Genomic DNA, 12,516 nt, shown 5'->3' with positions numbered 1-12,516 from the left:
GAACGGTCGGCCCCTTCGTCGTACCGTCGGCTCAGTCGTTGTTCCAGAACGGGTAGTTGCCGGTGAGACGCAGGATCGACCCACCGATGATGTTGATCACGCCGAACGCGATGGCGAGGTAGCCGAGAACGGGCGACTGACCGTTGCGCCGCGCGTCGCGCAGTGACAGGTAGCCGAAGATGATGCCGAGGATGCCGCAACAGATCAGACCGAGGACGATGCCCAGCACGCCCCAGAGCGTGGTGCGGTCCCGGCCCCTGGCCGGCGGGGGCGGCGGATATGCGCTCGTCACGACTACCTCCGGTGGGTCGTGGGCGGCCCGACCGACCCGGGTCGCGACCGGCGGGTGGGACCCGACGGCGGCGACGGCCACCCCCTCAGGGCCGACGCTAGACCCGTCCGGGTCGCCCGGACCCCGGTTCGCCCAACTCGCCGCCCTCCGGGGCGGGTTATCGGACTGCCACAGCCCGCGCGACGTGCCAGAGTAGAGCGGATGTCCCCCGTCACCCCTGACCGTCCCAGCCGTGCGGGCGGTGTACGCGCCGACGACCGGCCGGTCGACCGCGCCGCGCCGCGCCGACGGGTGCCCGCGCCCCGCGCCGGTGAGTCGCCGCGCGGACGGGCGCCGCTGCCCGTCGCCGCCGGGGTTGCCGCCGGTGGGGCCGCACTCACCTCGTACCTGCCGGTGGCCATCGTGCTCGGCCTGGTCCAGCTCGGGGCGGACTCCACCACGCTGGGCGGCACCCTGCGCACCGCGTTGGCCGGTTGGCTGGTGGGGCACGGCGTTGCGCTGCACACCGAGGCGGGCCCGTTCGGGCTCGCCCCGCTGGCGCTGACCGTGCTCGCGCTGTGGCGACTCACCCGGGCCGGTGTGCACGTGAGCCGCGCGATCGGCGCCCGCGACAGCCACTCACCGCGCCGGGCGCTGATCGCGGCCGGAGCGGTCGGTCTGGCGTACGCGCTGCTCGGCGCCCTCGCCGCGGTGCTGATCGGCGCGCACGGTCCACAGGTGTCCCCGGTGCGGGCGGCGGCCACGTTCGCGGTGGTCGGCACGCTCGGCGCGCTGGTCGGCGCGATCCGCGTCACCGCCGTGACCCGACTGCTCGTCAGCCGGATACCCGGCCCGCTGCGCGACGGCGTACGCACCGGTCTGGTGGCCGCGCTCCTGCTCCTCGGGGCGGGCGCGGGCGCGGCCGGTCTGGCCGTGGCCACCGGCGGCGGCGACGCGGCGGACATGATCGGCGCGTACCGGACCGGGGTGGCCGGGCAGGCTGGGATCACCCTGGTCAGCATGGCGTACGCGCCGAACGCGGCGGTCTGGTCGACGAGCTATCTGCTCGGGCCGGGCTTCGCCGTCGGCGTCGACACGGCGGTGCGTACCAGTGAGGTGTCCGTGGGCGCGCTGCCGGCCGTACCCCTGCTCGCCGGCCTGCCGCGTGGCCCGGTGGACGGCCTCGGCGCCCTGCTGCTCGCGGTGCCGGTGCTGGCCGGGATGGTCGCCGGCTGGCTGCTCGCCCGCCGGCTGGCTCGCGTCGCCGGGCCGGAGCGTGCCCCGCGACGGTGGGCGGAGTTGCTGGCGCCGGCGGCGCTGGCCGGCCCGGTGGCCGGCGCGCTGCTCGGCATCGCCGCCGCGGCCTCCGGCGGACCGCTCGGGTCGGGGCGGTTGGCGCAACTCGGGCCGGTGGCCTGGCAGGTCGGCGTCGTGGCGACCGGCGTCGTCGCGGTCGGCGCGCTGCTCGGCGCCGCAGCCACCCGCGCACTGGCCCGCACCCCCCGCCCCACCCCCTGACCCCGCCCGCCCCTGCCCGCCCCCCCCGGACCCGCCCCCCCCGGGACCCGCCTCCCATCGGTGATCATGAAGTTGTTGTCATGACACGCCGAGGCGGGTGGCGACAACTTCATGATCAACGCCCGGGGGCGGGAGCCGCAGGACGGGCGGGAACGCCGCGGGGCGCCCCGGAGGAGATCCGGAGCGCCCCGACGAGAGGGTTGCCGATCAGGGCTCGGTCGGCAGGCTGAAGCTCCCGACGATGTTCAGAAGGAGCAGCAGGATGCCCAGGCCGACGCCGACCGCGCCGCAGATCAGACCCGCCTTGGCCTGACCGGCGTTGCTGGCCTGGCCCTGGGCGACCTTCTGCTTGGCGAGGTAACCGGTCACCACGGCCGCGATGCCCACCGGAATGCCCAGGAAGACGCAGCAGACCAGCGGGATCGACGCGATGCCGAGGATCATCGACACCAGGCCGAGGGTGTTGTTCTGCCCCTGGGCCTGCGGGTACCCGGCGTTCGGGTACGTCGGAGAGCCGTAGGGCTGCTGCTGCCCGTACGGCGCCTGCGGCTGCTGCTGCCCGTACGGGGCCTGCGGCGCGCCGTACGGGTCCTGCGGCGGCTGGCCGTAGGGCTGGCCCGAGGTCGGCTGACCGTACGGCTGACCCGAGGTGGGCTGCTGGCCGTACGGGTTGGCTGGCGGCGGGGCGTACGGGTCGTGCGGCGGCTGGGGTGCGGTCGGGTCGTTCGGCTGCTGGCCGTACGGGTCCTGACCGGGATTACCGGGCTGCATTCGAGAGAACTCCTTGGCTGGTTCCGTCAGTTGGTGCTGCTGTCCCCACTCATGATCGCGCCCAGACCACCCAACGCACAGCACAGCAACACGATGACAAGCCACGCGATGCCCACGATGAGGGCCCACTTCGACCACTTCCGCGACTCTGCGGCGGCGGCCTGGGCGCCGGCGTAGTCACCCTGCTGCAGCAGCGGGTTGACCTTCGACGCGTTGATGATCGCCGGGATGGCCAGGGGCCAGAACAGGAAGATGGCGACGATCGACATCGTCATGTTGTTGTTGATCGGCGGCTGCTGCTGGGGGTGGGCGCCGGGATGCATGGGGGTGCTCCTCATTCGATCGGCACGCTCGCGGTGCCGGGTCACTGACAGGGGTTGCGGGCCGGCACGGTGTCCAGCCCGAGCGACCGGCAGCGTACCGGTTCGATGCTCGTCCGCGCCGGCACAGATTCGGCGCGCCGCCCGGTCGAAGGGCGTTCGTGACCTGCCCGATAGGGTGTTGCGGTGACCGAGCCCGCGTCCGTCGCCCGCATCGTCGTCCTCGTCTCCGGCTCCGGGAGCAACCTCCAGGCCCTGCTGGACGCCGCCGTCGACCCCGCGTACGGCGCCCAGGTGGTGGCGGTCGGCGCGGACCGCGACGGCATCGCGGGCCTGGACCGGGCCGAGGCCGCCGGGGTGCCGACGTTCGTCGAGCGGGTCCGGGATCACGACAGCCGGGAGGACTGGGACCGGGCGCTCACCGCGCACGTCGCCAAGCACCAACCCGACCTGGTCATCTCCGCCGGGTTCCTCAAGCTGGTCGGCCCGCACTTCCTCGCCGCCTTCGGCGACCGCTACCTGAACACCCACAACACCCTGCTGCCGGCGTTTCCCGGCATCCACGGTCCGCGCGACGCCCTCGCCTACGGCGTGAAGCTCACCGGGGCCACGCTGTTCTTCGTCGACGCCGGCATGGACACCGGGCCGATCGTGGCGCAGGTCGCGGTGCCGGTGCTCGACGACGACGACGTGGACACCCTCACCGAACGCATCAAGGAAGCCGAGCGCCGCCAGCTCGTCGAGCAGGTCGGTCGGCTGGTCCGCGAAGGCTGGACCATCACCGGAAGGAAGGTCACGGTTCCGTGAGTCCCACTCAGGACGGGCGTCGCCCGATTCGGCGGGCGCTGGTCAGCGTCTACGACAAGACCGGTCTGGTCGAGCTGGCCCAGGCCCTGCACGCGGCCGGCGTCGAGATCGTGTCGACCGGCAGCACGGCGGGCACCATCGCCGCCGCCGGTGTGCCGGTGACGGCGGTGGAGACGGTGACCGGCTTTCCCGAGGTGCTCGACGGCCGGGTGAAGACCCTGCACCCGAAGGTGCACGCGGGCCTGCTCGCCGACCTGCGCAAGGACACGCACGTGGCGCAGCTCGACGAGCTGGGGGTGGCGGCGTTCGACCTGCTGGTCTCCAACCTCTACCCGTTCCAGGCGACCGTCGCCTCCGGGGCCGGCGTCGAGGAGTGCGTGGAGCAGATCGACATCGGCGGCCCGGCCATGGTGCGCGCCGCCGCCAAGAACCACGCCTCGGTCGCCGTGCTCACCGACCCGGCGGGCTACCCGGCGCTGCTCGGCGCGCTCGACGAGGGCGGCTTCACGCTGGCCCAGCGTCGCGCGCTCGCGGCCCGCGCGTTCGCCGACATCGCCGAGTACGACGTGGCGGTCGCCCAGTGGTGTGCCCGTGAGCTGGCCCCCGCCGACGACACCTGGCCGGCGTTCGCCGGTTCGGCGCTGCGCAAGTCGGCAGTGCTGCGGTACGGCGAGAACCCGCACCAGCCGGCCGCCCTCTACACCGACCCGGACGCCCCGGCGGGGCTGGCCCAGGCCGAGCAGTTGCACGGCAAGGAGATGTCCTACAACAACTACGTCGACGCGGACGCCGCCTGGCGGGCCGCCAACGACTTCGCCGACCAGCCGGCCGTGGCGATCATCAAGCACGCCAACCCGTGCGGCATCGCGGTCGGCGTCGACGTGGCCGAGGCGCACCGCCGGGCGCACGACTGCGACCCGGTGTCGGCGTTCGGCGGTGTCATCGCGGTCAACCGGCCGGTCTCGGTCGAGATGGCCCGGCAGGTCGCGGACATTTTCACCGAGGTGGTGGTCGCCCCCGGCTTCGACGAGGGGGCGGTCGAGGTGTTGCAGGGCAAGAAGAACATCCGGCTGCTGCGCGCGCCCGCGTGGACCCCGGCGACCCTTGAGTGGCGGCCGGTGACCGGCGGCGTGCTGACCCAGGTCGCCGACCGGGTGGACGCCCCCGGCGACGACCCCGCGAACTGGCAGTTGGCCACCGGCGAGGCGGCCGACGAGGAGCTGCTGCGCGATCTGGCGTTCGCCTGGCGCGCGGTGCGCGCCGTGAAGAGCAACGCGATCCTGCTCGCCAAGGACGGCGCGACCGTCGGAGTGGGCATGGGCCAGGTCAACCGGGTCGACTCGGCACAGCTCGCGGTCAGCCGTGCCGGCGCCGACCGGGCCCGTGGTTCGGTGGCCGCCTCGGACGCGTTCTTCCCGTTCGCCGACGGCCCGCAGATCCTCATCGACGCGGGCGTCCGCGCCATCGTCCAGCCCGGCGGCTCCATCCGCGACGAAGAGGTCATCGAAGCGGCGAAGAAGGCCAACGTGACGATGTACCTGACGGGAACCCGCCACTTCTTCCACTAACCCGCCCCCGGTTCTCGCTGATCATGAAGTTGTTGCCCTGACACGCCGGTGTGCGGGGCAACAACTTCATGATCAGCCGGGGAGGGGCCGGGCGAGGGGGCCGGGCGAGGGGGCCGGGCGTCAGGCTGTGGTGGGGGAGCGGAGTTCGGCGAAGTGGCAGGCGGAGGGGTGGGGGTCCGCCGCTCTCGGGACCGTTGCGGGGTCCTCGATCGCGCAGATCTCCTGGGCCTTCCAGCAGCGGGTCCGGAAGTGGCAGCCGCTCGGCGGGTCGGCCGGGCTCGGCACGTCGCCGACCAGCCGGATCATGCTGCGCTGGTCGCGTACCTCCGGGTCCGGCACCGGCACGGCCGAGAGCAGAGCCTGGGTGTACGGGTGGGTGGCGCGCTCGTAGATCTCGTCCTCGGTGCCGATCTCGACGATCCGCCCGAGGTACATGACCGCGACCCGGTCGGCGATGTGCCGTACCACGGACAGGTCGTGGGCGATGAAGATGTACGAGAGCCCGAACTCGTCCTGGAGCTGCTCCAGCAGGTTGATCACCTGGGCCTGGATGGAGACGTCAAGCGCCGAGACGGGCTCGTCGCAGACGATCACCTCGGGCCGCAGCGCGAGCGCCCGGGCGATGCCGATGCGCTGACGCTGACCGCCGGAGAACTGGTGCGGGTACCGGTTGATGTGCTCCGGGTTCAGCCCGACGACGTCCAGGAGCTCCTGGACGCGCTTGGCCTTGCTGCCCTTGGGGGCGGCGTCCGGGTGGATCTCGAACGGCTCGCCGATGATGTCGCCGACCGTCATCCGCGGATTCAACGACGTGTACGGGTCCTGCATGACCATCTGCATGTTCCGGCGCAGCCGGCGCAGCTCGGACCCGGAGGCCTTGAACAGGTCCCTACCCTCCAGGGTGGCGCTTCCGGAGGTCGGCGTCTCCAGCCGCATGAGCAGCCGGGCGAGGGTGGACTTGCCGCACCCGGACTCGCCGACCACGCCCAGCGTCTCGCCCCGGCGCAGCTCGAAGCTCACGCCGTCGACGGCCTTGACCGCGCCGATCTGCCGCTGGAACAGCACACCCTGACTGATCGGGAAGTGCTTCACCAGGTTGTCGACGGAGAGGATCGTCTCGCCCCGGACCTTGCCGGAGCTAGCGGGCGCTGTCATCACGGACCTCCTGCGCGAAGTGGCAAGCGCTGGTCCGGCCGTCGCCGAGGACCAGGTCGTGCGGCACCACGTCCACGCAGACCTGCTGCGCGTACGGGCACCGGGGGTGGAAGGGGCAGCCGGAGGGGATGCGCATCAGGTTCGGGGGCAACCCCTTGATCGTCGACAGTTCCTGGCCGCGGACGTCCAGGCGGGGGATCGATTCCAACAACCCCTTGGTGTACGGGTGCGCCGGCGCCTTGTAGAGCGAGCGGACGTCGGCGTGCTCGACGATCCGACCCGCGTACATGACCGCGATCCGGTCCGCGACGCCGGCGACCACGCCCAGGTCGTGGGTGATCAGGATCATCGCCATGTTGAGGTCCCGGCGCAGGTCGGCGAGCAGGTCCATGATCTGGGCCTGCACGGTGACGTCGAGCGCGGTGGTGGGCTCGTCGGCGATCAGCACCTTCGGGTCCAGCGCCAACGCCATCGCGATCATGACGCGCTGCCGCATACCGCCGGAGAACTGGTGCGGGTAGTCGCCGATCCGCTTCGCGGCACCGGGGATCTTGACCAGGTCCATCAGCTCGATCGCGCGACGCCGGGCGTCACCGCGGGACATGCCGGCGCGCTGGCGCAACGTCTCACCGATCTGCCAGCCGACGGGGAACACCGGGTTGAGGGCGGACAGCGCGTCCTGGAAGATCATCGCGATCTCCTTGCCGCGTACCTGCCGCCGCTGTTCCTCGGAGGCGTCGAGCAGGTCCCGACCCTGGTAGAGGATCTGGCCGGAGCGGACGAACGCGGGCGGGGTGTCCAGGATGCCCATGATCGCCTGCGCGGTGACCGACTTGCCGGAGCCGGACTCCCCGAGCACGGCCAGGGTCTCCCCGGCGTCCAGGTGGTACGACACGCCGTTGATCACCCGGGCCACGCCCTCGTTGGTCCGGAACTCGACGTGCAGGTCCCGCAGCTCCAGCAGGTGGCCGCCCTCGGGCGTGGCGGAGGCGGGCGTGGGTTCGACGGTCATGACTGTGCCTGCCTTTCGCTCGCGGCTGCGGTGCTCGCTTCGCCCACTCCTCGCGCTCGCATGGGAGTCACCGCAGCTTCGGGTCGAAGGCGTCACGGATGGCGTCGCCGAGCATGATGAACGCCAGCACGGTCAGCGCGAGGAAGGCCGACGGGACGATCAGCGGCGTCGCCGCCTCCCGCATGTGGATCCGGCCGGTGTCGATGTCCTGACCCCACGAGATGGTCGGCGCCTTCAGCCCGATGCCCAGGAAGGAGAGCGTCGCCTCGGCGGCGATGAACGATCCGAGCGCGATGGTCAGCACGACGATGGCCGGAGCCAGCGAGTTCGGCAGGATGTGTCGCCACATGATCCGACCGTTGCCGGCGCCGAGCATCCGGGCCGCCGCGACGTAGTCCTGCTCCTTGGCGGTGATCACCGAGGAGCGCACGACCCGGGCGGCGGTGGTCCAGCCCAGGATGGCCAGCACGAAGATCACGGCGGCGATCCGGGCGTTCTCGCTGTCGCTGGACACCCGCTTGAGCAGCACGATCGCCGCGAGCAGCAGCGGGATGCCGAGCACCACGTCGATCACCCGCGAGAGCACGGCGTCGACCCAGCGCCCGAAGTAACCGGCCAGCATGCCGACGACCAGGGCGATGATGCCGGTGCCGAGCGCGGCGAGCGCGCCGACCAGCAGCGAGGCCCGCGTGCCGTAGACCGCCCTGGCGTACGTGTCGCAGCCCTGGAAGTCGTACCCGAAGATGGCCCCGCCGGACGGCCCGGCGTGCTGACGGGAGAGCAGGCAGTCGTTCGGGCTGTTGGTGGTGAACACGCCGGGGGCGAGCGCCATCAGGGTGAAGATGACGACAAGCGCCAGCGAGATCCAGAAGATCGGGTTGCGGCGCAGGTCGCGCCACGCGTCCCCGGCCAGGCTGCGCGGCTTCTGCGGCGCGCCGACCTGGTTTGGCGTGCCCGGCTCGCCCGAGGGGCCACGTCGCGCGGCCTGGTTCTCGGTGGCCGCCACGGTTTCAAAATCACTCATAGCGGATCCTCGGGTCGAGTACGGCGTACAGGACGTCCACCACCAGGTTCGAGACCAGGTAGACCACGACGAGCACGCTGACGATGCCCACGACCAGGGGGCCGTCCTCGGTGCGGATGCCGCGGAAGAGGTTGAAGCCCACGCCGGGGATGTTGAAGACGCCCTCGGTGATGATCGCGCCGCTCATCAGGTTGCCCAACTCCACACCGAGGAAGGTGACCACCGGGATGAGCGAGTTGCGCAGGACGTGAACGGTGACGATGCGGCGCTTGACCAGGCCCTTGGACCGGGCGGTCCGGACGTAGTCGGCGCGCAGGTTCTCGGCCACCGAGGTACGGGTCAGCCGCAGCGCGGTGGCCAGCGACAGCGAGCCGAGCACGATGCCCGGCAGCAGCAGCGCGTAGAACGTCGGCTGGGAGCCGGCGGTGGGCGGGAAGAGCTGCCACTTGACGCCCAGGAGGTACTGGGCGAGCGGCGCCAGCACGATGGTCGGGATGCCCAGCACCAGCAGGGTCAGCACCAGCGTCGAGTTGTCGAAGATGCTGGCCCGGCGGATGCCGGCTACCACGCCTGCGGTGACCCCGAAGATGATCGCCACGGCGAGCGCGATGAGCGCGAGCTTGACGGTGACCGGCCAGGCCGCCTGCAGGATGTCACCGATCTGTCGGCCGGTCAGCGACTGGCCGAGGTCGCCCTGGAGCAGGCTCTTGACGTAGTCGAAGTAGCGGTAGAAGAACCCGCCGACGCCCGTCGCGTCGAGGTGGTACTTCTCCGTCAGGTAGGCCCGTTGGGCCGCCGTCACCGGGCGTTCGCCCGCAAGGGCCTGGATGGGGTCGCCCTGGCCGGCGAACATCAGCGCGTAGACGATCAGGGTGGTCCCGAAGAACGCCAGGACCATCTGGAGTAGGCGCCGCAGGATGTAGCGGAACATGCTTAGCAGTCTCTCCGGAAAAATGCGAAAGGGTCGCAGGACGGCATCTCTGGTCGTACCCGAAATGTCAGGCACGTGCCGTCCGGCCCGGGGGAGGCCGGCGCCGCCGGTTGTCCCGGGCCCGTGTCGCGGGCCCGGCCGGGACAGCGCGGTCCGGGCCACCCGGGCGTCGTTGCCCGGGTGGCCCGAATCCGTTGGTCAGCTCAGCTGGCCGCTTCGATCTTCACGAGGTTGACCCGCTGGAACAGGTCCATCTGCACGTTCTTGACCTTGGACGAGTGGCCGAACACGTTCTGGCCGAAGCGCAGCGGGATCACCGGCATGTCCTTGGCCAGGATGTCCTCCGCCTGCTGGTACTTGGCGATCGCCTCGTCCTGCGTCTTGGCGGCGGAACCCTCCTTGACGAGCTTGTCGAACTCCGGGTTGCTGTAGCCGTAGTAGTTCGACGAGCCGTTGGTGCTGTACAGCGGGCCGAGGTAGTCCTCCATGCTCGGGTAGTCCATGACCCAGCCCATCCGGAAGGCGCCCACCGGCGTCTTCTTCTCGACCTTGGTCAGCAGGTCGGCGAACTTCGGCTCGGCGACACCGACGGCGTCGACACCCAGGTTGGCCTTGAGCTGGTTGACCGTGGCGTCGACCCAGTCCTTGTGGCCGCCGTCGCCGTTGTAGGAGATGACGATCTTGGACGGGCCGCCGGCGGCCTGGTAGAGCTTCTTGGCCTCGGTCGGGTTGAAGTCGCCCACCGTGCCCGTGGTGCCCTCCCGGTAGCCCGGCAGGACCGGCGAGACGAAGGAGCGCGCCGGCGTCTGCGAGCCCTTGAAGACCGACTTGGTGATCTCGTCACGGTCGATCGCCATCGAGATGGCCTTGCGCACGTCCGGCTTGGCGTAGTCCTTGTCGAACGTCGGGAACGCGAGGAACTGGAACGACGACATCGGGCTGGTCTGGTACCGGTCGCCCAGGTCGGTCGGCGCGGTGCTCAGGCTCTCGGTCGGGATCGTCGGCAGCACGTCCAGGTTGTCCGCCAGGACGTCCGCGTAGGCCGCGGTGAGCTGCTGGTAGATCCGGAACTCGATGTCCTTGACCTTGGGCTTCTCGCCCGGGTACGCGTCGTAGCGCTCGACGTCGATCTTGCTGTCGTGCTGCCAGGTGCCCTTCATCTTGAAGGGGCCCTGCCCGATCGGCGCCTGCTCGTAGGAGTCCTTGAGCACGCCCGGCGCCGAGAACGCGGCGTCCGGCATCGGGTAGAACGCGGTGTAACCGAGCATCGTCCGGAAGTCGATGTACGGGTCGGAGAGCGTCACCGTGAAGGTCAGGTCGTCGACCTTCTTGAGGCCGGACATCTCCTTGGCCTTCGGCGTCTTGCCCTGCAGGTCCGCGTAACCAGCGATCTTCTCGAAGAAGTAGTTGCTGTCCTGGCCGTTGGGGGCGTACGCGCCGTAGTTCCAGGCGTTGATGTAGTCCTCGGACGAGACCTTCTCACCGTTGTGGAAGGTGAAGCCGTCCTTCAGCTTGACCGTCCAGACCTTGTTGTCGGACGAGGTGATCGACTGCGCGGCGACCTCGTACGGCTTGTTCTGGGCGTCGTAGTCGACGAGCGGGCTGAACAGGCCGGTGAGGACCTGCGCGCCGGACGTCTCGGTGGTGTTGGTGGGAACCAGGTGCTTCGGCTCGCCGATCTGGATGCTGACGGCCGAACTGCCGCTGCCACCGGATCCACCGTCTCCGCCGCTGCCGCAGGCCGCGAGGCCCAGCGTCACCGCGAGCGGGAGGGCGGTCCAGGCGGCGAGTCTACGAACTCGCATTGAGCCTCCTCATCTCCTCACGCTGCGCAGTCAGGCCCGACGCTGGGTTTACGCTGCGCAACAAGCGGTAACGGTAGGTCGGTTACCGGCCGTCGACAACGGCCCGGTTGCGAGTGCGTAACGGTCCGAGGACGCCTTCCTTGCAGGGTGCCGTGGCCCGTGCTACCCCAAACCGGACGGACGGCGCTGAGCTGCGCAATCATCGAGGACATGGAGAATGTCCGTCACCATCCGGGGCGGATTCGATGCCGCTCGGCAGGTCGTCCGTTCTCGGTCGATCACGCCGAGTCCGACCGTTTCAGCGGTGATCGGGTCCACAGAACATTACTGATAGTGATGAAGGGCACGTGACTCTTCGTTACCAAATCGGGTGTGACCGGGGCCTCGGCGGCCGGCCGAAGCGAGGTCCCGGGAGCGGCAGGTGCCGGACATGAGACGATCTGGTCGTGACGGCGACGCTTCTGGACGGCAAGGCGACCGCAGCGGAAATCAAGGACGAGCTGCGGACACGGGTGAAGGCTCTCGCGGAGCGCGGCATCATCCCCGGGCTCGGCACGGTCCTGGTCGGGGCCGACCCCGGCAGCCAGGCGTACGTCAACGGCAAGCACCGCGACTGCGCCGAGGTGGGCATCGCCTCGATCCGTCGCGAGCTGCCGGCCGACGCCACCCAGGAGCAGGTCGACGACGTGATCGCCGAGCTGAACGCCGACCCGGCGTGCCACGGCTACATCGTCCAGCTGCCGCTCCCCGCCCACCTCGACACGCAACGGGTGCTGGAGCTGATCGACCCGGACAAGGACGCCGACGGCCTGCACCCGGTCAACCTCGGCCGCCTCGTCCTCGGCTACGACGGTCCGCTGCCCTGCACCCCGCGCGGCATCGTCGAGCTGCTCCGCCGCCACGACGTGGCGCTGCGGGGCGCCACCGTGGCGGTCGTCGGCCGGGGCAACACCGTCGGTCGCCCGCTCGGCCTGCTGCTCACCCGGCGCAGCGAGAACGCCACCGTGACCCTCTGCCACACCGGCACCCTCGACCTCGCCTCGCACACCCGTGCCGCCGACATCGTCATCGTCGCCGCCGGCGTACCCGGCCTGCTGACCGCCGACATGATCAACCCGGGCGCGGTGGTCGTGGATGTCGGCATCACCCGGGTGATCGGCCCGGACGGCAAGGGCCGCTACACCGGGGACGTCGACCCGGAGGTGGCCGAGACGGCCGGCGCGCTCGTCCCGATGCCCGGCGGTGTCGGCCCGATGACCCGCGCCATGTTGCTGACGAACGTGGTGGAACGCGCCGAACGCGGCTGACCCGTGCGCCGCGGGACGCCGGTGACG

12 protein-coding genes are annotated in these 12,516 nt (G+C 70.8%); 4 read left to right on the top strand and 8 right to left on the bottom strand.

Annotation, left to right across the window (positions count from 1 at the left end; genetic code table 11):
• Positions 1 to 31: 31 nt before the first annotated feature.
• A complete protein-coding gene (locus ACQPZK_RS27295) occupies positions 32 to 292 on the bottom strand; it encodes a DUF4190 domain-containing protein (RefSeq protein ID WP_433535676.1) in 261 nt (86 codons plus the stop codon).
• Between the two features lie 201 nt (positions 293 to 493).
• Between ACQPZK_RS27295 and ACQPZK_RS27290 the strand changes: the two genes are divergently transcribed.
• Complete coding sequence (locus ACQPZK_RS27290; protein WP_433535675.1) at positions 494 to 1,789, top strand: cell division protein PerM; 1,296 nt, start codon at positions 494 to 496, stop codon at positions 1,787 to 1,789.
• A gap of 207 nt (positions 1,790 to 1,996) precedes the next feature.
• Here ACQPZK_RS27290 and ACQPZK_RS27285 read toward each other — a convergent pair whose 3' ends face one another.
• Complete coding sequence (locus ACQPZK_RS27285; protein ID WP_433535674.1) at positions 1,997 to 2,560, bottom strand: DUF4190 domain-containing protein; 564 nt, start codon at positions 2,558 to 2,560, stop codon at positions 1,997 to 1,999.
• Between the two features lie 26 nt (positions 2,561 to 2,586).
• Positions 2,587 to 2,883: a CD225/dispanin family protein gene (locus tag ACQPZK_RS27280; protein ID WP_421473124.1), complete on the bottom strand. Its 297-nt coding sequence runs from the start codon at positions 2,881 to 2,883 to the stop codon at positions 2,587 to 2,589.
• Between the two features lie 183 nt (positions 2,884 to 3,066).
• Here ACQPZK_RS27280 and purN point away from each other — a divergent pair, with 183 nt between their 5' ends.
• Both purN and purH read left to right on the top strand, forming a co-directional pair.
• Positions 3,067 to 3,687 carry a phosphoribosylglycinamide formyltransferase gene (purN, locus tag ACQPZK_RS27275; protein WP_421473123.1) on the top strand — a complete coding sequence of 207 codons (621 nt, stop codon included), beginning with the start codon at positions 3,067 to 3,069 and terminating at the stop codon, positions 3,685 to 3,687.
• On the top strand, positions 3,684 to 5,255 hold the full coding sequence (purH, locus tag ACQPZK_RS27270; RefSeq protein ID WP_433535673.1) for a bifunctional phosphoribosylaminoimidazolecarboxamide formyltransferase/IMP cyclohydrolase: 1,572 nt from the start codon (positions 3,684 to 3,686) through the stop codon (positions 5,253 to 5,255). Before purN ends, purH begins: the two co-directional genes overlap by 4 nt.
• A gap of 120 nt (positions 5,256 to 5,375) precedes the next feature.
• Here purH and ACQPZK_RS27265 read toward each other — a convergent pair whose 3' ends face one another.
• The 5 genes from ACQPZK_RS27265 to ACQPZK_RS27245 all read right to left on the bottom strand — a co-directional run bounded on the left by ACQPZK_RS27265 (position 5,376) and on the right by ACQPZK_RS27245 (position 11,182).
• Positions 5,376 to 6,410, bottom strand: a complete 1,035-nt coding sequence (locus tag ACQPZK_RS27265; protein ID WP_433535672.1) for an ABC transporter ATP-binding protein — start codon at positions 6,408 to 6,410, stop codon at positions 5,376 to 5,378.
• On the bottom strand, positions 6,394 to 7,422 hold the full coding sequence (locus ACQPZK_RS27260; RefSeq protein ID WP_433535671.1) for an ABC transporter ATP-binding protein: 1,029 nt from the start codon (positions 7,420 to 7,422) through the stop codon (positions 6,394 to 6,396). The genes ACQPZK_RS27265 and ACQPZK_RS27260 overlap by 17 nt, the downstream gene beginning before the upstream one ends.
• A gap of 67 nt (positions 7,423 to 7,489) precedes the next feature.
• Positions 7,490 to 8,446 carry an ABC transporter permease gene (locus tag ACQPZK_RS27255; protein ID WP_433535670.1) on the bottom strand — a complete coding sequence of 319 codons (957 nt, stop codon included), beginning with the start codon at positions 8,444 to 8,446 and terminating at the stop codon, positions 7,490 to 7,492.
• Complete coding sequence (locus tag ACQPZK_RS27250) at positions 8,439 to 9,377, bottom strand: ABC transporter permease (protein ID WP_151488628.1); 939 nt, start codon at positions 9,375 to 9,377, stop codon at positions 8,439 to 8,441. The genes ACQPZK_RS27255 and ACQPZK_RS27250 overlap by 8 nt, the downstream gene beginning before the upstream one ends.
• A gap of 203 nt (positions 9,378 to 9,580) precedes the next feature.
• Entirely contained in the window at positions 9,581 to 11,182 is a 1,602-nt protein-coding gene (locus ACQPZK_RS27245) for a peptide ABC transporter substrate-binding protein (protein WP_433535669.1), read from the bottom strand.
• A gap of 446 nt (positions 11,183 to 11,628) precedes the next feature.
• Between ACQPZK_RS27245 and ACQPZK_RS27240 the strand changes: the two genes are divergently transcribed.
• On the top strand, positions 11,629 to 12,489 hold the full coding sequence (locus ACQPZK_RS27240; protein ID WP_433535668.1) for a bifunctional methylenetetrahydrofolate dehydrogenase/methenyltetrahydrofolate cyclohydrolase: 861 nt from the start codon (positions 11,629 to 11,631) through the stop codon (positions 12,487 to 12,489).
• Positions 12,490 to 12,516: the final 27 nt, after the last annotated feature.

Source organism: Micromonospora sp. CA-249363 (genome assembly GCF_050950185.1).
GTDB lineage: Bacteria > Actinomycetota > Actinomycetes > Mycobacteriales > Micromonosporaceae > Micromonospora.
Note: the sequence above shows the minus strand (reverse complement) of the source record. Positions and strands in the feature narration are given on the sequence as shown.